Genomic DNA, 19,950 nt, shown 5'->3' on the forward strand with positions numbered 1-19,950 from the left:
ATAACTCCGCAAACTATACACGGCCCCCAGAGACGTTTCGGGTCAATGCAAACGCTCCCCACACAGCATCAGAAGGCAATACTTCCACGGCGAAAACAGCTGGCTGTTCGGAAACTGCGCGGAGTTCATCGCCTGAACCGTAAACGATCACTGCGTCAATTGGCTGCGTGGTTGCTTGCTGGAAGATTTCGTCACGTAGCTGCCCCGCCGGCGGTTCACCAACCGCGATAGGCGCTCCGCCGTCCGCGACCAGAGCACTCGCCCGGCGCGCCGGCGCAACCGTCACCGCAGCATCGTGAGCAGATAATGCTGTATCGAACGTCACAAGCGCGAACGCGGGGGCGTCGGCGGCACGCAAGGTGTCGTCGGCGCGTTGCTTGTAGTTCTCTTCCCCGTCTTCGGGCCCGAGGGTGTCGCCTTGCAGCACAGATGGCAGTGGTGGCGTCGCAACGCCAATCGCCCACAACGCTGAGAGCGCAACAACAGCTGCAAGCAGCGTTGCGACGACCCGCCTACCCGTTACGGACCGCATCAAGCGCCACACGAAGGTCCTCCGGATACTCGGAGGTGACCTCCATATATTCACCGGTACGCGGGTGGACGAACCCAAGGCTGGTGGCATGCAGCCACTGGCGCTTCAACCCGAGTTGCTTCGACAGAGTCGGGTCCGACCCATACATCGGATCTCCCACGCAGGGATGGCCCACCGAGGACATATGCACTCTGATCTGGTGGGTCCGGCCCGTTTCTAGGTGCACCTCGATGAGACTCGCCCGGCGGAACGCTTCAATTACCTCGTAGTGGGTCACGCTCGGCCGGCCGTCCTGCGTGACGGCAAACTTCCACCCAGCGGAAGGGTGGCGTCCGATCGGTGCATCAATTGTGCCGACTGTCGGGTCCGGCAGCCCCTGCACCAACGCGTTATAGGTCTTGTCCACGGTGCGTTCTTTAAAGGCGCGTTTCAACGCGGAGTAAGCGGGCACGCTTGCGGCAACGATCATGACGCCGGATGTGCCGACGTCGAGACGCTGCACGATGCCCTTGCGCTCCGGCGGGCCGGCATCGGGAAGCGTGAATCCCATGGCTTGCAACCCACCGACCACATCGGGGCCTTCCCAGCCCAGGGTCGGATGCGCCGCCACGCCCACAGGCTTATCCACCGCGATGACGTCGGCATCCTTGTACAGGATCTCCAGACCTTCAACGAGTTCGGTGACCGGCTGCGGCGCCCGCTTCGGCTCGGGCAGCGTGACCTCCAGCATGGCGCCTGTGTGGACTCGTTCCGATTTCTGTGCAGCAGTGCCATTAACAAGCACGTCACCGTTCGCGGCAATTTCTGCGGCGACGGCACGGGAGACACCGAACAGCTTCGACATCGCAGCATCGACACGCATCCCGTCCAGCCCTTCCGGCACTGGAAGCGCCCGGAACTTACCCATCGTTGTCCCCCTTCCGCTCTGCAACAAAGGTGGCCACGACAAACACCACCACACCGACCGTAATAGCAGCATCGGCCAGGTTAAACACCGCGAAACTGCCTACGGAGATGTAGTCCACCACATGTCCGAACCAGAATCCAGGCTCACGGAACAACCTGTCGCACAGGTTGCCCAGTGCGCCACCTGCGACCAGCGCTAGACCAAACGCCTCCCAACGTGTGGACATGCGAGGACCAAACCACAGCGCACCAATGACAAACGCAAGTTGGAGGGTGGTGAATAACCACGTCGAATTCTGCCCCATTGAAAATGCGGCGCCCGGGTTAAACAGCAGGTAGAAGCGGAACCAATCTCCGATCACTGGGTGGGGCACTCCGGGTTCCAGCCATGCGACCATGATGATTTTCAGGAGCTGGTCCAGCGCCGCCACGATGAGCATCACAGCGATCACGACACCAAGGTAGCGGGGTGTCGAGCGGGGTTTCGTTGCCTGTTCCATCGCCGTCCCACCTTAGCGCCTCGGACGCTACCCCTGCGTATGCCGTGCGGTACGTTCTTAAAGATGTCTCGTTTAACTGCCGCCGTTGCCGCCGTTGCTTTGTCACTGTCCCTCACCGCATGCGCGGGCGAGGAAGACCTGATCGAGGGCGTGCCCGCGTTCCCTGTGGACGAGCCGGGTGTCACTGTCGTCGATACGGGCGAACATGCTCGCGTGTTGTCGTACACCGAGAACGCCGAGCCCTGGTCCACCACGGTTGCGGTCTCGTCCGGTGTCGCGCAGACAGTGGGCGATCAGGTCCGGGGCGGCGATGTGGCGATCACGACGTTGCCGCTGGACATCTCGGTTGGTGACGCACCTGAACCCGGCGAGGGAGAAGCAGCTGCTTCTCGACGAATCGACTTCACCGTCGGCTCCGGCAAACACTCCAACCTGGACATCGGCCAGGACGTCGCCGCCACTGAAGGCTTCCGCATGAGCTGGCGTGGCGACGACTCTGGGAAGATCTCCACCATCAAACTGCTCGCCCCACCGGAAGCACCGGAGCGCGGCCTGCAGCATGTGGAGCCCGCCCTGCTGGCGCTGATCACCCAAAACGTCGTGTTCCCCACCGAACCAATCGGTGAGGGTGGCGTGTGGAAGGTGGAAAACCGAGTCGCCGGCGACAACACGATGTTGCGCACCACCACCTACACTGTCGAGTCGCTTACCGATTCCACCGTTGACCTCGCCGTCGACATCGAGGAACGCCCCTCGGAAAAGGACATGACGATCGACGCCGATGCCGCCGGGGACCTCAACGGCCAGCACATCGAGGTGGAGTCCTCTTCCACCACGTCGAAGGGGCACATCACCGTCGATTTCTCCCGCCCGTTGCCAGTGTCAGGCGAGGTGGAAGCGACAACCCACCTGGTGTACTCCGGTGGGGAGCAAACAACCCGCGTGGTCCAAGACATCACGCGGGCTGTGCGGTACGGCGCTTAACTTACAGGCCAGGAGCTGCCGGAGGCGCCTGCTCGGCTGGGGCTTCGGCCGGGGCCTCAGCCGGTGCGGCCGGTGCGGCCGGTGCGCCGGTGTTGCACATGTCCGGCACCTGCTCCGGCGGCAAGGTGTTGCTGACCAGGAAGCACGCCCAGCTTTGCGAGATCTTCCAGTGGCCCTCCTCGTACACAAACTCCACATCCTCAGCCAGCTGCGATTCCGCGTCCGGTCGGGTGAAGTTCACCGTCGCCAACACCGAGTTGGTGGTGTAGCCCGGCAACACCGGGTTGACCACCTGGAAGTTCGCGCCTGATTCCTGCTGAGACTGGGTCATCAGATCGAACAGTTCCGGCGTGGTTTCGCCACCCTGGACGGTGTTCGCGCGTTCTGCGATGGGCAGGTTCGGGTCGGCAGCGCGCTGCAGGACTGCGTTGAGCTCTTCTGCGGTGGGCATTTCTGCCACGGGCGCTGCGTCGGATGCGCTTGCCTGTTCGGCTGCGGTGGTGGTGTTCTCCGTGTTGTCGGACTCGCCCGAGCAGGCGGTCAGACCCAGCGCGAGGCTGGCCGCTGCAAGTGCCGCAGCAAATCGCTGTGCTTTCACGTGTTCTCCTTGCATACCTTGATTGACTTGCTCAACGTTACTGCACTGAAGCCCATTTCTGGCACTCTGGTGCACATGACCGTCTACGTTGTCTCCACCGGAGGCACCATCGCCTCCACCGCCGATGTCTCCGGCGCACTGGTGCCCACCCTGTCCGCCGACGAACTTGTCGCCCGCAGCAAAACAACCCGTGACGTGCAAACTCGGGAGATCGCGAGTCTGGATTCGTCGTCAATGGGGCTCGCCGACATCGACCGCCTTCGTGCGCTCACTAGCGCATTGCTTCACGACGACACCCTCACCGGCCTCGTCATCACCCACGGCACCGACTCCATGGCAGAAACCGCCCTCGCGTTAGACCTCGTCCACCGCGATGAACGGCCCGTCGTGTTGACCGGTGCGATGCGCTCCGCCGATCATCCCCACCCTGACGGGCCCGCGAACCTGCGTGGCGCGATCGAGGTGGCCGCCACCCAACGCGGCGGTGGCGCCTTCGTTCACTTCGGTGGCATAACCTTGCCTGCACGCGGCCTACGCAAGCGGCACACTACCGATCTGGACGCCTTCGACGTCCCCGTTTCACTGCGCCGACCTATGCCTGTCCCCGCTGCGCCATTGGATGGCTTGTTCGTGCCGATCCTGCGTGCGTGGCCGGGTGACGACGGCACCGTTGCACATCTTGTCGCCTCGAAGTCCCCCGACGGCGTCGTTGTCGAGGCTCTCGGCGCCGGCAACGTCTCCGACGGCACCGGCGAAGCACTTCGCGACATGCTGCGCCGCGGCATCCCCGTAGTGATTGCCACTTCTGCCCCCTACGGTGCAGTGACCTTCGCCTACGGCGGCGCAGGTGGCGGCTCTACCCTCGGCGACCTCGGCGCGCTGCCCGCCGGCCATCTCTCCCCCGGCCAAGCTCGTATCGCACTGCTCACCGCCCTGGCCACCGGTGTGAATCCCAGCTCACTGCTCTGACAGCCAGTCCTCCCACGCCAACGAATCGACGGGGTCGGCCGGGACGAGCGCGGGGTCGTCGCTACGCAAGCTCTTGACCCTGCCAGGCCCCGTCGCGCGCGTTTCAAACCGCACCGTGACCCACCCTTTGCCGGCCCCTTGCACCCAACCGTGCCCAAACTCAGGGTGAAATACATCTTGTGTAGCGCGCCACTGCCCTGGCGTGTCTCCCATCTCTGAGACCACCTCGAGTCCAGCCGGTGCGGCATGATCACTCACCCCAGTTTCGTAGTCCTCCGCCACCGGCGCCGGCTTCACAATCTCCTGATCCAACTCCGGAAACAACACATCCTGCAGCGCATCCTCCAGGCCCGAATACGACACCCCCACAAGCCTGATTGGCCCGACTTCGTCCGGGTAACGCACCAGTCGAAACGCCGTTGCGAGCAGGGTTTCCGCATCGTCGGTTGCATACGGCAGGGTCGCCGAGCGGGATTCGATGCGAAAGTCCGCCATCCGCAGCTTCACTGTCACCGTGCGAGCCCCTCTCCCGTCCTTGAGCAACCGTCGATGCGAATCCGCTGCCGCACGTTCCAGCGCAGTGTCTACCTCCGACGGCTGGGTTAAATCGTTCGGGTAGGTGTGCTCGGAGGAGATCTGCTTCGCCACAGCACGCGGGGCAACCGGCCGCTCATCCACACCGCGAGCAAGCCACCACAGCTGCTTGCCCACCGCACCACCAATCGCGATATCGAGTTCTTTCTCGGTCAGCGCCGCCAAATCCCCAATCGTCTCGATCCCCGCCGACGCTAACTTCGCCTCCGTCACCGGCCCCACACCCCACAACTCATTGACCGGCATCGGATGCAGGATCTCTAACTGTTCTTCATGCGGGATGACAAACACTCCGTCCGGTTTCGCGCGGCCCGAACCAATCTTGGCGTATTGCTTGCCCGACCCAGCTCCGATCGAGCTCGGCAAGCCAGTCTCCTCCTTGATCTCCGCGCGCAACTGGTTCGCCCACTCACGCACCTCGTCAGGGGTAGCACCAATGAGCTCAGCTGGCTCCATGAAGGCTTCATCGATGGACAGTTGCTCCACCACATCAACGTGCTTGCTAATCACCTCGAACACTCGCCTCGACGCGGTCGTGTACACCGCCCGCCGGGGTGCCACAAGAACTGCTTTTGGCCCCACCAGACGTGCCGCCCGGTGTGTTGGCATGGCGGAGCGCGCCCCATACTTTCTTGCCTCGTAACTGGCGCCCGCCACGACCCCGCGGCCGGTCACACCCGCAACGAGCACTGGCCGCCCTTTCAGCGTGGGACGGGTGAGCTGCTCACATGACGCGTAGAACGCGTCCATGTCGATATGCAGCACCCAGCGAGTCATGCCACCACTGTGCACCACCGCTACCGCCGAGTTCCAATTTCGTCATTCATCGAATGAGGTACCCGTGATGAAATCCAGGCGACGCGGCAACCCTCGCCCGCGGGAAACAAACCGCGCACCATCGTTAAACGTGAAGAACAGGTCGGTTCCCCTGCTTTCAATTATGATCGTCCCGTGGCTAACCTGCGAGTGACAACTCGAGCACAGTGGAATGAGGTTATCCATGTTGGTCGAGCCACCATGCTCCCATTCTCGGATGTGGTGGATCTCAATAAACCGGCGATGCGAGCACCCAGGCATGGCACATTGATACCCCCACGTTGCTAGCAACGCCTGCACCTGGCCATCAGTGGCGAACCGCTGCGCACGGCCGACGTTGATGGTCAGCCCATGTTTGTCCATCAAGTGCAGCCGCACCACCGCGTTGGCGAGGTAGCTTCGCACATCCTCTGACCGTGCGGCACGGTTTTCGGGCATCCAACAGCCCCCGCCCTGATTCACCATGAGATTAACCTGCACACCGGGGCTACGAAGCGGACTAATCGGGTGAGCCCGCACCATATCCACCATGGCCAGCAACGCTGCGTAAACGTCCTGTTTCTCCGGAGGCCCGTAGCGCGAAACCGTCTTCGCGATGTCTTCGGCGGTGATCTTTGTCCGTTTCCGTGGTTCGCGATCCTGCTCAGAGGCGACAGCATCCTTGGCGTTGGTGGCGTCGTCGATAAGCAGTTGCACCTTTTCAGGATCGTTGAGATCCTCCGGATCGACGTCCTCCAGACCAAAACTGGCCAACTGCGCCATTTTCAGCGCGGTCAGAAGTTTCTGCCCAGCCACGGCGGGAAGACGGGCCTCGAACGCAAGCATGCCATCGTCGCACTCTCTGGCCCGGGCGAAGGGCTCGGTCGGCTCATCGTCTTTCGGCCCGGCACCGGCGAGCACAAGTTTCAGGTCCGAAAACGCCAGAGACAACGCAAGAGCGACAAGCTCCTCTTCGTTTTGCTCGTCCAGAAACTGCAGGAGAAAACGAACCGTCGAATACGGCATCACCCCAGACTCAAACGCCTCGAATAACCGGCGATACCTGCGCAGGCCCCGGGCAACCCGCACATACTCAAAAGCCGTCGGTTCGGGCAGGTTGAGTTCCCTACGCAACCACGTCGCGGTCGACTTCTCCCCATACTGCGACGCGAGATCCTGCTCATCGAACTGCCCGACTGCTTCAAGCATCCGCGCACGATGGTGATTGGCCGAAAGGTGGTTGACCTTAATCCGGTCTTCGAGCACCTCTGCCGACAAATCATTCGTTCGATCAGCCACCCACTGGCTCACTGCAACTGTCATGTTCACACCCCTTGTTTACAAACATTGACACCTTTATATATCGCATGCGTGTTCGAGTCAATAGTTTTCCTCAAATCTACTCAAAGAGGCCATTCCCCCACCTTGGCTGCGCAGCTTTTTCACTATGCCGCTGCATAGTTTGGAGCAGACGGCGGTTCTTTGTTCGAAAAACTATGCCGCTGCATAGTCGACACATTCGTCGCCACGATGTGTCACCATGACATCTGTGAAGATCATCCGAACGTTAATCTCGCTAGCGCTCGCATCCGCGACCACGCTCACTGCGCTCACTGCCTGTTCCGGTGCAGAAGATATCGCCGCCGATGCTCCCGAGACCAAACTGACACCGACTGAGGTCGCCGAATTATGTCAGAACGCCGCCAGAAACGCGTCCACCGCCGACGGCGTTGCCTACGACGCCCTAACGGTCTATGCACACGAAGTGCCCACTGACGCAATCACAGGACAGACGTTCGACAGCGAGATCTCCGGTTTTCTCAGCAATGACGAATACATCGGTGAATTCACATTCCGTTGCACGATCGACGGCTCCGACGCCCAAGTGAGCAATTTTTATTTCCCTCCCAAGAACTTTCTCGCCCCGCAATCGGAATCCAGCCCCACAAGGCAAGCACAGCGACAGCACGCACAGCCGCAGCAACCACAGGCACAGGCCGTGGATCCGCAACGCATCGACCCACGAAACAACGGCGCGGGAGTAACCGGCAGGGACGACAACCTGGGCATTTACTATCACAACAAACAGGACTGGCTGTTTCTCGAGGCTCCGGGCAAGGTTGTACCTGGCGCGAAGATTTACAACGTGAACAAAAGCTACTGCTCTACTGGTTTTATCGCGTCGCGGGAAAACCGCACATTCATCGTTACTGCCGGGCACTGCGGCGATGTGGGTGACCAGTTCTACGTCAATGACCAATACGGCGGGTCACTGGTTGTGGGCGAGATGGTCGAATCCTTCTACGAGCGCGACAACACGGGCTTTATCGGCACCGACATCGGACTGATTGAGATTTACGACGATGCCAAGCCGTACGTGGATTCCGCACTGCCCGTAAATTCCCGATTGAAGGGCTGGATCACCCCAGCCCAAGCGGGGCAAGGCAACATGACCATTTGCCGTCTCGGTGCCACCACTGGCTACTCCTGCGGCAAATTCGTCGAGGTAGATAGGGCCGGCCAATTCGTGTTTCGCAACATCGCTGACAGAGGCGATTCCGGAGGCGCGATCTTCGCGTTCGACGGCACGGACGCATGGGCACTAGGGGTGACGTCGAACGGCAGCGACTACAACAAGACGCTCACCAGCGGCATGGAAATCGCCGGCGCAATGCAGCACTGGGGCCTCACGCTTCACGGCTAGCCCCTAAAAACACTATGCCGCTGCATAGTGGTCCGGGTCAGGATCCACTATGCAGCGGCATAGTCCGTCAGCGCCTAATTCTTGCGAACGGTGGCGGTCACACCGTCGACAACATCATGGCCTTCGACTGGTTCGGTGACCACATCGAAGGAGGTTGCCAACGTTTCAGCGGCGATGTGCTCTGCGTGACGACGAGCCCACTCCTCCTTCTCAGCCGGCACCGCAAGCACAACCGCAATGCGATCGGAGACCTCAAGGCCCTCACGCTTGCGCGCATCCTGCAGGCCACGGATGACATCGGCGGCCCAGCCTTCAGCCTCGAGTTCCTCAGTGACGTTGGTGTCCAGGACGACGAGGCCGACGGCGGCGTCGGCGTCGACACGCGCAGTGCTCTCCGGGTTCTCGGCGACGAGACGCTCGGTGTAGAGCTCCGGAGTCAGCACGATGTCTCCGTCGACCACCACGTCGTCGCCACGACGCTCATAGTTGCCAGCCTTGACGTTCTTGATCGCGCGCTGGACATCCTTGCCCAGCTTCGGACCAGCAATCTTCGCATTAACGACGACCTCGAACGAACCAGCCGAGTCCACATCCGCGGTGAGCTCAACGTCCTTGACGTTCACTTCGTCGCGAATGGTGGAGCGGAACGGCTCAAGTAGATCAGCCTCTGGCAGAGCAACAGTGAGCTTCGGCAGTGGAAGACGGTTACGCAGCTTGTTCGCCTTGCGTACCGACGACGCCGCCGAACACACCGCACGCGTCGCATCCATCGCAGCGACCAGGTCAGCATCCGCCGGCAGGTTGTCTGTCTTCGGGAAGTCAGTCAGGTGCACCGAACGGCCGCCGGTGAGACCACGCCAGATCACCTCAGAGATGTACGGCAGCAACGGCGCGACGGTACGGGTCACGACTTCAAGCACCGTGTAAAGCGTATTGAACGCCTCCGGGTGGGCCTCCTGGCCTTCCCAGAAACGATCACGGGAGCGACGCACGTACCAGTTGGTCAGGGTGTCCGCGAAGCGACGCACCTCATCGCAAGCATCGGCGATGCGCGTGTCGTCGAGAGCCTCGCCCACGGCCTCCACCAAGTCGTGGGTCTTGGCCAAGATGTAACGGTCAAGCACATTGTCTGAATCCACCGACCACTGAGCCTCCTCCGAGGAGTACAGCTGCAGGAACGTGTACGCGTTCCAGATCGGCAGCAGCGCCTGACGCACGCCTTCACGGATGCCCTGCTCGGTGACGATGAGGTTGCCGCCACGCAGGATCGGCGAGGACATCAGGAACCAGCGCATGGCGTCGGAGCCGTCGCGGTCGAAAACCTCGTTGACGTTCGGGTAGTTGCCCTTCGACTTGGACATCTTTTGTCCGTCGGAACCAAGCACAATGCCGTGGGCGACGACCTTCTTGTAGGCGACACGATCGAACAGCGCGGTGGACAGGACGTGCTGGACGTAGAACCAGCCACGGGTCTGGCCGGAGTACTCGACGATGAAGTCAGCCGGTTGACGAGCGTCGTGCTCTTCGCGGTTCTCAAACGGGTAGTGGTACTGCGCAAACGGCATGGAGCCGGATTCGAACCAGCAATCCAAAACGTCCGGCACGCGGCGCATCATGGACTTACCGGTCGGGTCGTCCGGGTTCGGACGCACCAGTTCATCAATGTGCGGACGGTGCAGCGACTTGGGGCGCTCACCGAAGTCACGCTCGAGCTCATCGAGGGAACCGTAGACATCCACGCGCGGGTACTCCGGGTTATCGGATACCCACGCCGGCACCGGGGAGCCCCAGTAGCGGGTACGCGAAATGTTCCAATCGCGAGCGCCTTCGAGCCACTTGCCAAACTGGCCATCGCGGATGTGCGACGGGATCCAGTCGATCTCCTGGTTGAGCTCGACCATGCGGTCGCGGATGTCCGTGACCTTCACAAACCAAGCCGGCAGCGCCATGTAGATCAGTGGCTCGCCGGAGCGCCAGGAGTGCGGGTAAGAGTGGACGATGGTCTGGTCACGCACGACACGGCCCTTGGCGCGCAGGTCGCGGATGATGTCGCGGTTCGCGTCGAAGACCAACTTGCCTTCGTAGTCCGGAACCAGCGAGGTGAACTTGCCGTCGGCGTCGACGGGGATGACCAAATCGATGCCGTAGTCCTGGCAGGTGAACATATCGTCTTCACCGAAGGCGGGCGCCTGGTGGACGACACCGGTGCCGTCCTCGGTGGTGACGTAGTCCGCGTTAAGCACCATGAACGCGTTCTCATGATCGCGGAAGTAATCGAATACCGGCTCGTACTCCAGGCCCTCGAGCTGGGCGCCGGTGAACGTGGAGATGACCTCGTACTCGCCGAGTTCCTTCGCGTATGCGCCGAGCAGGTTCGTCGCCAAGAGCAATGGCGTATCGACGACACCCTCATCCCCCGGCTTCACCAACGAGTATTCAACCTCCGGGTGAACCGCCAACGCCAAGTTCGACGGCAGCGTCCACGGCGTGGTGGTCCAGGCGATCGCAGCCGCATCGTGCAGTTCAGGGTGCTCAGCCCACGTCTTCTCCGCAGCGTAGCCGGCGCGCCCGCCGGTGAACGGCATGGTGACGGTGACGGTAGGGTCCTGGCGGTCGCGGTAGGAATCGTCGAGACGCGTCTCCTGGTTGGACAGCGGCGTGTGCTCTGCCCAGGAGTACGGCAGCACACGGAAGCCCTGGTAGATCAAGCCCTTGTCGTAGAGCTCCTTGAACGCCCACATGACGGATTCCATGTACTCCGGGTCCATGGTCTTGTAGCCGTTCTCAAAGTCCACCCAACGAGCCTGACGGGTGACGTACTCTTCCCACTCGCCGGCGTAGTTCATGACGGACTTCGCGCAGTATTCGTTGAACTTCTCCAGGCCCATGTCCTCGATCTGAGCCTTGTCGGTGATACCGAGCTGCTTTTCCGCCTCAAGCTCCGCAGGCAGACCGTGGCAGTCCCAGCCGAACACACGCGGCACATGGAAGCCGGTCATCGTGCGGTAGCGCGGAACGATGTCCTTGACGTAGCCCGTCAGCAGGTGGCCGTAGTGCGGCAGACCGTTAGCAAACGGCGGGCCGTCATTGAACACGTATTCTTCGCAACCTTCACGCTGCTCAAGCGATGCCTGGAACGTTTCATCCTTGTTCCAGTAGTCGAGCACAGCGCGTTCCATCTCGGGAAACTTGTCGCTGCCTCCGGTCATATCGACCTTAGGGTAGACGTTGCCAACCATGACACTCCTCCACACACAATCTGCAGGGACGCATGTGCTGCGCGGTACCACCCTGCTTGGGGCGAAAGCCCCCACTTCATTTGTGGTGAAGGAAGTGACGTCTTCCCATTTAACGTCCGGTTCTAATAAGCGTAATGCCGTTCTTCCGGAATGCTCCCCGGTGATAGCCGGATCAAAGCGTTACGCCCGGAAGTGTAGCACTCCCGGGCGTTGAGGTTTTACTTCTCGTTCGGCGCCGTAGTTGAGCGGGCCTCGAGTTCCTCGAGCTGGGACTCAAGCAGCGTCTTCAGGCGAGTACGGTACTCGCGCTCGAAGGTGCGCAGCTCCGCAATGCGATTCTCCAGCGCAGTCTGCTGCTGCTTCACCGTGTTCATAATCTCGGTGTGCTTGCGCTCTGCATCTGCCTTGAGCTTGTTGGCCTTCTCCTCCGCTTGGCGGATCTGGGCCTCGGCGCGGGAAGCAGCCTCGCCAGTGGTCTCCTCGGCCTTCTTCTGGGCCTCGGCGACGAGCTGCTTGGCGCGAGTCTCCGCCTCCTGCAGCTGAGACTGGGAGCGGGTCTGAGCGTCCTGCAGTTGCTTCTTGGACTTCGCCTCAGCCTCGGCCACCTCACGCTCTGCAGCGCTGCGTGCGTCTGCCAGCATGGAGGTTGCCTCTGCCTGGGCATCGCTGGTCAGACGGTCTGCCATCTCCTGTGCAAGGCCGAGCACCTTGGCAGCCTGGATGTGCGAATCCTGCGAAGGCTCTGCCTTCTGCGGGGCGGTGTTGACCGCCTTGGACACGCCTTCAGCCGGACGCTTCGCAGCCTGTGCGCGAGCTTCCTCAGCCTGCTTGCGGGCTGCTGCCGCATCTTCCTTGGCAGCCTTAGCCTCAGCCTCAGCCTTGTCCTTGGCTTCCTTCGCGGAACGCAGCTGCGCCTCGTAGTCAGCGCGGATCTTCTGCTCCACCTCGCGGCGGATTGCAGCCTCGTCTGCGGAAGAACCGGCTGCTGCCGGTGCCGCTACGCCAGCGCCACCCTCTTCGAGTCGTGCGCGGAGCTCTTCGTTTTCATCCTGGAGCTGTGCAAGCGCGTCTTCAACCAGGTCGAGGAACTGATCAACTTCGTCCTCGTTGTAGCCCCGCTTGCCAATCGGGGGCTTGCTGAAAGCGACATTGTGCACGTCAGCTGGCGTCAACGGCATTTGCGTTCCCTTCATGTTCTTGTAACGGACCCGCGTCTGCGGGTCGCGAATGCGCCCCACGTTACGGGAACGTACTTAATTTGTCTGCTGAATTGTAACTGTTTCGTCTACACAACGCACATGACAGCGCGCTAATGCAGTGCCGGAACGATCATCGTCGCCCGGATAACCATCTGGAGCAGGGAAAGTGCCAGGAAAAGCACGATCACGCTCACATCGAGCCCTACTCCCCCGTTCAACCTCAACGGGGGGATGAGCTTGCGTAATGCAAACACTGGAGGGTCGGTAATTTTGAACAGTGGTTCCGCCACCATGATGAACCAGTGGGGCGGGTCGAAGTGCTTCGAAAATGCCTGAATCATCTCAATGATGATGCGCACGACGACAATCAGCGAGTAGATGCCGATGACGGCGTAAAGAATTGCTCCGATAAGTGCCACGCGTTCACACCCTACAGGTTGTCTAGCGCAGGCCCGCGGAGCGCTTCAGCGTATCTTTGTCCACGTTGGCGTTTTCCGGGACGATGGCAAACAGGCGCTTGCGAGTGTCCTCACCACGGGACAGGTTGTGCATGCTGCCGCGCAGGCCGAAGCACAGGCCAGCAGCAAAGTCGACGATGCGCTTCGCGTCGGCGGTATCCAGGTCGGTCAGATCCATAACCACTGCGTCGCCATCGCGGAACGGCTCGCCGATCTCCTTGGCATCGTTGTAATTACGCGGAGACACGTTGACGATGCGCGGGGTCGGACGGTAGCTGGCGCGTGTCGACGACACCTCGCGGTGGTCACGCTCATAACGCGACGGACGCTCAGCACGGTCGTACGCGCCAGCGCCAGCAGTCGAGGAAGTTTCGGAGTAGCGCGAATCCTCAAAGTAGGCGTCGTCCTCGTTGTTCTCGATCGGACCGAGGCCGAAGAATTCTTTTGCGCTGCCAAAGAAGGACATAGTGGGGCTCCTTGGGGGTGGTTTTGCGATGAAGGTCAGCCTACGGGGCGGGGTCCAAGCAGCGCTGTTCCGACACGCACGAGATCGGATCCGCACGCGATTGCGGTCTCAAAATCGCCGCTCATGCCGGCCGACAAGATGAGGTCGCGGCCGAGGCGTGCGGAGGTGTCGTCGACAAGCGCACGCGCCCTCCGAAACACCGCCTCGGGATCAGAGTCCAGCGGTGGCACGACCATGAACCCGTCGAGGCGAAGGTGTTCGGAGTGTTCGACTGCTTCGATGATGTCGGCAACGTCATCGTAGGAGGCGCCGCCGCGGGCGGTATCGCCGTCGTCGGAAAGCTGAATCAGGCACGGCAGGGTGTCCGTGGTGCGGTCGCCGCGCTCGAGGGCAAGCGCCATGCCACGGTCGAGGCCGTGCGCCAACTTCACAGAGTCAAGCGAGTGTACTTGCGCGGCCCAGCGCGCCACAGCGTTGGCTTTCTTGGACTGGATCTGGCCGATCATCGCGATCTCGCAACGGCCGTCCAGAGCTTCTGCCTTCGCGCGTGCTTCCTGCTCGCGGTTTTCGCCGACGAGGGTGATGCCTGCGTCGGCAAGTTCGATGATGCGCTCCACCGGGTGGAACTTGGTCACAGGTAGCAGTCGCACACTGCCTTCCGGGCGACCTGCGGCACGCTCGGCGTCGTGAATCTGCTGGGTTACTTTTTCGAGGTTATGCATCTGGCATCCAAATCACGCCGGCCTGACGTCCGGTGACGCCCTCGCGGCGATGGGAGAAGAAGTCGGCATCGGTGATGGTATCGCGCGGATCCGCATCGATGTGGGTCACGCCCATGCCCATGAGCTGGCGCACAAGCCCGGCACGGACGTCGATGCCCGCGGTCCCCTGCTTGGTGGTTGTGCGCGAGCCGGGCAAATGCTTTTCGACGTCCGCAGCCATCTCGGCAGGCACCTCATAGGACTCACCTGCCGCCGCCGGCCCGAGCAGCACCTGGATACGCTCCGGGGCTGCGCCAAGCGCCACCATCTCCTCGACGGTGCGGCGCACAATGCCGTTGCGAGCTCCCATACGGCCCGCGTGGGCTGCGGCGATCACACCTGCGCTGTGGTCGGACAGCAGCACGGGGGTGCAGTCCGCAACCAGCACGCACAGCGCGAGGTTTTTCTTGCGAGTCACGATCGCGTCAGTGGTCGCAACCGGCTCATCCGCAGGCCCGTCGACCACGGTGACGGTGTTGGTGTGGAGTTGTTCCATCCACACGAAACGCTCGGCGGGAAGGCCCAAGATGTCGGCGAGACGCTGACGGTTCGCGGCGACGTCGGCTGGGTCGTCGCCAACATGCGTTCCCAGGTTGAACGCATCGTACGGAGAACGCGAAACCCCGCCAGCTCGGGAAGTAAACACCATGCGGACGGGGCGGTTGGAAAGATCTGGCATGCCAGCCAGTCTAACTAGCGCATGAAATCAGGCACATCCAAATCGTCGAAGCCGCCGCCGAACTCCTCGTCGCGGCGCGGACGGGAGTCCTCACGGTCCGTAAACAGGCCACGGTTTGGCTCGTAGCGGTGACGAGCCTGGTAGCTCTCCGACGGCTGCTCGGCGCGGGTCTCGGTCCGGGTCTCAGTGCGTGGCTCGGCCGGCTTCTCCGGCTGGGACTCGAGCTCCTCGGCTGGAGCGATGACGCTTGCCTGCGGGGCGTCCTCGGCAGGGCGGGCGTTGGCCTTCTCGTCGAAGCCAGTGGCGATGATGGTCACGCGGACCTCGTCGCCCAGGTTGTCGTCGATAATCGTGCCGAAGATGATGTTGGCATCGTCGTCGGCCTTCTCCTCCACGATGGAAGCAGCGTTGTTAACTTCCATCAGGCCGAGGTCGGAGCCACCGGCGACGGAGATGAGCACGCCCTTGGCACCCTCCATGGTGGTCTCCAGCAGCGGGGAGTTGATGGCCTGCTCAGTTGCGGTCATCACACGGTTCTCGCCGCGCGCAGAGCCGACGCCCATGAGCGCGGAGCCAGCGTCAGCCATAACGGAGCGCACGTCCGCAAAGTCGACGTTGATCATGCCCGGGATGGTGATCAGATTGGTAATACCCTGAACACCGTTGTAGAGCACCTCGTCAGCCGCGCGGAACGCTTCCATCATGGAGAGCTCCGCGTCTCCCAGCTGCAGGAGGCGGTCGTTCGGGATCACGATGACGGTGTCGCAAACTTCCTTCAGGTTCTCAATGCCAGCCAGCGCCTGGCGGGTACGGCGCTTGCCCTCGAAGGTGAACGGGCGGGTCACAACACCAATGGTCAGTGCGCCCATCTTCTTTGCAATACCTGCGACGACCGGGGCCGCACCAGTACCGGTGCCGCCGCCTTCGCCTGCGGTAACGAAGACCATGTCGGAGCCCTTCAGGGACTCCTCAATCTCCTGCTTGTGGTCCTCGGCGGAAGTGCGGCCAACCTCGGGGTTCGCGCCTGCACCCAGCCCACGGGTGGCTTCTCGACCAATGTCGAGCTTGGTGTCGGCATCGGTAAACAGCAGCGCCTGCGAGTCAGTGTTGATGGCGACGAATTCGACGCCCTTCAACCCCTCCTCAATCATTCGGTTCACAGCGTTGACGCCGCCCCCGCCGACACCGACGACGCGGATCATGGCGAGGTAGTTGGCGGGAGAAGTCATAGCGTAAGTCTCGCCTTTCAAAACTCGGGTGTTCAGTTGCGTCCCATCATGTTTGAAAGCGAAGCATTTTTTGTGTTCTCGCCCGGCGTGTCACAACCCTAAACCTGTACTTTAGGGTTGTGACCTGGGGTTTTAGCGCGAGGTCACCAACTCGGGGTTAGAAATATTGAACTCGTGGCCTTCCAACTGGAGCACGGTTTCGAGCGCCAGCGCCTTATTCGCATTGTCGGTTGCAGCTCCCCACTGGACTACGCGGTCGTCGTCAAGCACGAGCGTGTAGGTGTAGTCACCGTTGGCTTTGAGCGCGCGGACGCGAGGCCGGGCAACATCACTAATCGACGACGCCACCTCCACCGCCTGCGCAAACCGCTCCTGGGCCACCCCCTGGATCTCCACAGCGCCTGCGGGCGGCGCCGCAACGATGAAATCGCGGCCCTCCCGGTCGATCAGGTGCGGCTGGCCATCAATGTCCACCCACGCCACCGGATCATGCTCTGTGATCTCCACACTGACGCCGTTCGGCCACGCGCGCGACACTGTTGCGGAATCCACCCAGGGGTTTGCGGCAACATTCTCGGCGGCTCGGCGCGGCTTCACCTTGCCTATCGGCGTGCCGTAATCAATCCCGGTGAGATTGCGTACTTCCTCCTCGGGCAGGTTCACGGACCCCTCGACGGCAATATCGTTCACGCTCATCAGCGGCGTGAACGGCACGGCCGCGCACACAGCCACAACAATGGCCACCGTTGCTGCGATCGCACCGTACGGGATCTTCCGGTGCTTCGGCTGCTCCTCGGTTGAATCAGGCATGGGAACTTTCGTGGACATTACTTGCCCGCCAACGCATCCAGGATCTCGTCTGCCAGCATGGTCACACTGCCCGCCCCCATCGTGAGCACCAAGTCACCCGGCTCGGTCACGGACGCAACGGTTGCAGGGGCAGCAGAGAAGTCCGGTTCAAGGTGCACCGGGATGGTCATTTCGTCGCTAATAATGCGCGAGGTCACACCCTCAACCGGGGTTTCGCGGGCACCGTAGATATCCAACAGCACGCACTCGTCTGCCAGCGACAATGCCTTAGCAAACTCGCTAGAGAACTCCTGGGTGCGCGAGTACAGGTGTGGCTGGAAGCACACGACCACACGCGCACCGTTGCCTTCTGCCTCCACCTTGTCGCGGGCCGCGGTAAGCACCGCCTCGACCTCGGTCGGGTGGTGGGCGTAGTCGTCGTACACGCGAGTCTCGCCGACGCTGCCTTTGTACTCGAAACGACGGCGCACGCCCGTGAACTCGCTGAGCCCCTGGGCGAGCTTCTCCGGATTCGCGCCGACGAGTACCCCACCAAGCAGCGCTGCTGCCGAGTTGAGCACCATGTGGCGGCCCGGGATAGCCATACTGTAGGTGACCTCACCGGACACATCAGGCGTGCGCAAACGCACACCGACTGCGGTGTGCTCGCCTTCCTGGCGCTCTTCGGTAATCACCGCCGCTGCCGGCACGCTCGGGTGGCGCTTCGCGGCTTCTTCAGTGCCGTATCCGTAAACCGTCAGACCACGCTCGATTGCGCGCTCACCGCAAGCTGCGGCGTGTTCGTCATCAAGGCACACCACGATGTTCTTCGCAATGTCCGCAAAATCATCGAACACCTTGAAATACGCCTCACGCGTGCCGTAGAAGTCCAGGTGATCCGGCTCAATGTTCGTAATCACGGCGACATCTGGGGAGTAACGCAACAGCGACGCGTCCGACTCGTCGGCCTCCGCGACAAAAACCTCTCCCTGGCCGTGATGAGCGTTCGTGCCGGCACGGTTGAGTTGCCCGCCGATCGCGAACGACGGGTCTTTCCCTGCTGCTTGCAGCGCCACGACCGCCATCGACGTCGTCGAAGTCTTGCCGTGCGTGCCAGCGAGCAACAGCTGAGTACGGCCCTCCATCAACTCGGCCAGCAGGTCCGAGCGGCGCAGCAGCGGAATCCCCTCCCGCTTGGCGCGGACGAGTTCGGGGTTGTCCTGCGGGATAGCAGCAAAGCTCGTCACCACCGCGGTGGGAAGCTCACCAGAAAGTTCCAAGTTGGCCTCGTCGTGGCCAAGCGCCACCTTCGCGCCCTTGGCCTTCAGTGCGCGAACCGGACGGGAGTCCTTCGCGTCAGAGCCAGTCACGGTTGCGCCTCGGTCCAACAAGATATGCGCCACGCCCGACATGCCAGCACCGCCGATGCCAATGAGGTGCACGCGTGAGAGATCCGTCATCAGTTTTCCTTTCCAGCCGCATCAGCAATGCGGCGCGCGAGGTCCTCGGCAACATTGCCGGCACCGGATTGAGCAATTGCGCGACGCATCTCGGCACGCGCATCGTCGTTATTGAGCAAAGGCAGCAGCTTCTCGACGAGTACGTCGCCGTTGAGCTCGGCGTCGTCGATACGCAATGCCGCCCCTGTGGCAACCAAATGTGCCGAGTTCAACCCCTGCTCGCCATTGCCATGCGGCAACGGGATGTAGATCGCCGGCACACCAGCCGCAGAGTTCTCCGCAACCGTCATCGCACCGGAGCGACACACAACAACATCTGCGACCGCGTACGCCGCCTCCATGTCGTCGATGTACGGCACTGCCGTATAACCCTCGTGGGGTGCAGGGGCATCATTTTTGCGCCCATAGGCGTGCAACACCTGGTGACCCGCAGCGGTAATACGCTCAACCGCGCCAGCGAGTGCCGTATTGATACTCACCGCACCCTGAGAACCCCCCGTAACCAACACCGTGGTCTTCTCCGGATCCAGCCCCCACGTGCGCAAGCCACGCTCGCGCTTCGCCCCGTCCGGATCCACTCCGACACCAGGGCGCACCGGAATACCGACGACATCGCCAGCCATGCCCGAATTCGCCACCGCATTCAAGCCCACGCCGCCGAGCTTGACCCCAAGCTTGTTCGCCATGCCCGCAAGCGCGTTGGTTTCCAGCACGAAAAACGGCAGCCGCAGCGACTTCGCCGCCAAGTACGCCGGCGCGGACACATACCCGCCGGTACCGAGCACCACCTGAGCACCCGAAGACTTCATCGCCTCCTTGGCCTGATTGACCGAACGCAGCAGCTTCGCCGGCACCGCAGCCAACTTCCACGGCTTCTTGCGCGGAATGGGCACCGGATCAATCAACGCCAACTGAAAACCGCGGGCGGGAACAATCGTGGTTTCCAAACCACGCTCCGTGCCCAACGCGACAACATTGGCACCGAACTGATCACGCAACACCTCCCCCACGGCGAGCGCCGGCTCAATATGGCCTGCGGTGCCGCCGCCTGCCAAGACGACGTTGAGTTCACTCATGTAATCCTCCTG

Annotated in this window: 19 protein-coding genes; 3 read left to right on the top strand and 16 right to left on the bottom strand. The window is 61.9% G+C overall.

Annotated elements, in window-relative coordinates:
• Nucleotides 1-13: 13 nt before the first annotated feature.
• From HMPREF2734_RS06855 to lspA, 3 genes are read right to left on the bottom strand one after another with little or no spacing between them, the layout of a single operon-like run.
• Nucleotides 14-532: a hypothetical protein gene (locus HMPREF2734_RS06855; RefSeq protein ID WP_070570071.1), complete on the bottom strand. Its 519-nt coding sequence runs from the start codon at nt 530-532 to the stop codon at nt 14-16.
• Nucleotides 513-1,439 (bottom strand): RluA family pseudouridine synthase, encoded by a 927-nt coding sequence (locus HMPREF2734_RS06860; RefSeq protein WP_070422209.1) that lies wholly within the window; start codon nt 1,437-1,439, stop codon nt 513-515. Before HMPREF2734_RS06860 ends, HMPREF2734_RS06855 begins: the two co-directional genes overlap by 20 nt.
• The gene (lspA, locus tag HMPREF2734_RS06865; RefSeq protein WP_070422208.1) at nt 1,432-1,938 is read right to left on the bottom strand and encodes a signal peptidase II; all 507 of its coding nucleotides are present in this window, start codon (nt 1,936-1,938) and stop codon (nt 1,432-1,434) included. Before lspA ends, HMPREF2734_RS06860 begins: the two co-directional genes overlap by 8 nt.
• A gap of 63 nt (nt 1,939-2,001) precedes the next feature.
• On the opposite strand from lspA, the gene HMPREF2734_RS06870 reads away from it, so the two are divergent.
• Nucleotides 2,002-2,922 carry a hypothetical protein gene (locus tag HMPREF2734_RS06870; RefSeq protein WP_083308108.1) on the top strand — a complete coding sequence of 307 codons (921 nt, stop codon included), beginning with the start codon at nt 2,002-2,004 and terminating at the stop codon, nt 2,920-2,922.
• 1 nt (nt 2,923) lies between these two features.
• Here HMPREF2734_RS06870 and HMPREF2734_RS06875 read toward each other — a convergent pair whose 3' ends face one another.
• Entirely contained in the window at nt 2,924-3,520 is a 597-nt protein-coding gene (locus tag HMPREF2734_RS06875; protein ID WP_070570073.1) for a WKL family lipoprotein, read from the bottom strand.
• A gap of 75 nt (nt 3,521-3,595) precedes the next feature.
• Here HMPREF2734_RS06875 and HMPREF2734_RS06880 point away from each other — a divergent pair, with 75 nt between their 5' ends.
• Complete coding sequence (locus HMPREF2734_RS06880; RefSeq protein ID WP_070570226.1) at nt 3,596-4,489, top strand: asparaginase; 894 nt, start codon at nt 3,596-3,598, stop codon at nt 4,487-4,489.
• On the opposite strand, the gene HMPREF2734_RS06885 is transcribed toward HMPREF2734_RS06880, so the two are convergent.
• Nucleotides 4,478-5,860 carry a DNA polymerase IV gene (locus HMPREF2734_RS06885; RefSeq protein WP_070450902.1) on the bottom strand — a complete coding sequence of 461 codons (1,383 nt, stop codon included), beginning with the start codon at nt 5,858-5,860 and terminating at the stop codon, nt 4,478-4,480. The genes HMPREF2734_RS06880 and HMPREF2734_RS06885 overlap by 12 nt on opposite strands.
• Before the next feature lie 42 nt (nt 5,861-5,902).
• Entirely contained in the window at nt 5,903-7,201 is a 1,299-nt protein-coding gene (locus HMPREF2734_RS06890; protein WP_070570075.1) for an HNH endonuclease signature motif containing protein, read from the bottom strand.
• Between the two features lie 217 nt (nt 7,202-7,418).
• On the opposite strand from HMPREF2734_RS06890, the gene HMPREF2734_RS06895 reads away from it, so the two are divergent.
• Complete coding sequence (locus HMPREF2734_RS06895; protein WP_070570077.1) at nt 7,419-8,582, top strand: S1 family peptidase; 1,164 nt, start codon at nt 7,419-7,421, stop codon at nt 8,580-8,582.
• A 74-nt stretch (nt 8,583-8,656) separates the two neighbouring features.
• On the opposite strand, the gene ileS is transcribed toward HMPREF2734_RS06895, so the two are convergent.
• The 10 genes from ileS to HMPREF2734_RS06945 all read right to left on the bottom strand — a co-directional run bounded on the left by ileS (nt 8,657) and on the right by HMPREF2734_RS06945 (nt 19,938).
• Complete coding sequence (gene ileS / locus HMPREF2734_RS06900) at nt 8,657-11,821, bottom strand: isoleucine--tRNA ligase (RefSeq protein ID WP_070570079.1); 3,165 nt, start codon at nt 11,819-11,821, stop codon at nt 8,657-8,659.
• A gap of 218 nt (nt 11,822-12,039) precedes the next feature.
• Nucleotides 12,040-12,999 carry a DivIVA domain-containing protein gene (locus HMPREF2734_RS06905; RefSeq protein WP_070570081.1) on the bottom strand — a complete coding sequence of 320 codons (960 nt, stop codon included), beginning with the start codon at nt 12,997-12,999 and terminating at the stop codon, nt 12,040-12,042.
• Nucleotides 13,000-13,130: 131 nt separating this feature from the next.
• Nucleotides 13,131-13,439 carry a YggT family protein gene (locus HMPREF2734_RS06910; protein ID WP_070422201.1) on the bottom strand — a complete coding sequence of 103 codons (309 nt, stop codon included), beginning with the start codon at nt 13,437-13,439 and terminating at the stop codon, nt 13,131-13,133.
• Nucleotides 13,440-13,461: 22 nt separating this feature from the next.
• On the bottom strand, nt 13,462-13,944 hold the full coding sequence (locus tag HMPREF2734_RS06915) for a cell division protein SepF (RefSeq protein ID WP_070570083.1): 483 nt from the start codon (nt 13,942-13,944) through the stop codon (nt 13,462-13,464).
• Between the two features lie 35 nt (nt 13,945-13,979).
• On the bottom strand, nt 13,980-14,666 hold the full coding sequence (locus HMPREF2734_RS06920; RefSeq protein WP_070570085.1) for a YggS family pyridoxal phosphate-dependent enzyme: 687 nt from the start codon (nt 14,664-14,666) through the stop codon (nt 13,980-13,982).
• Complete coding sequence (gene pgeF / locus HMPREF2734_RS06925; protein WP_070570087.1) at nt 14,659-15,384, bottom strand: peptidoglycan editing factor PgeF; 726 nt, start codon at nt 15,382-15,384, stop codon at nt 14,659-14,661. Before pgeF ends, HMPREF2734_RS06920 begins: the two co-directional genes overlap by 8 nt.
• Before the next feature lie 14 nt (nt 15,385-15,398).
• Nucleotides 15,399-16,613, bottom strand: a complete 1,215-nt coding sequence (ftsZ, locus tag HMPREF2734_RS06930; RefSeq protein WP_070570089.1) for a cell division protein FtsZ — start codon at nt 16,611-16,613, stop codon at nt 15,399-15,401.
• Between the two features lie 132 nt (nt 16,614-16,745).
• Nucleotides 16,746-17,423, bottom strand: a complete 678-nt coding sequence (locus HMPREF2734_RS06935; RefSeq protein ID WP_070422196.1) for a cell division protein FtsQ/DivIB — start codon at nt 17,421-17,423, stop codon at nt 16,746-16,748.
• A 17-nt stretch (nt 17,424-17,440) separates the two neighbouring features.
• On the bottom strand, nt 17,441-18,862 hold the full coding sequence (murC, locus tag HMPREF2734_RS06940; protein ID WP_070570091.1) for a UDP-N-acetylmuramate--L-alanine ligase: 1,422 nt from the start codon (nt 18,860-18,862) through the stop codon (nt 17,441-17,443).
• Nucleotides 18,862-19,938, bottom strand: a complete 1,077-nt coding sequence (locus HMPREF2734_RS06945; RefSeq protein WP_070570093.1) for a UDP-N-acetylglucosamine--N-acetylmuramyl-(pentapeptide) pyrophosphoryl-undecaprenol N-acetylglucosamine transferase — start codon at nt 19,936-19,938, stop codon at nt 18,862-18,864. Before HMPREF2734_RS06945 ends, murC begins: the two co-directional genes overlap by 1 nt.
• Nucleotides 19,939-19,950: the final 12 nt, after the last annotated feature.

The sequence above is a fragment of the Corynebacterium sp. HMSC055D05 genome, assembly GCF_001810365.1.
Taxonomy (GTDB): domain Bacteria; phylum Actinomycetota; class Actinomycetes; order Mycobacteriales; family Mycobacteriaceae; genus Corynebacterium; species Corynebacterium coyleae.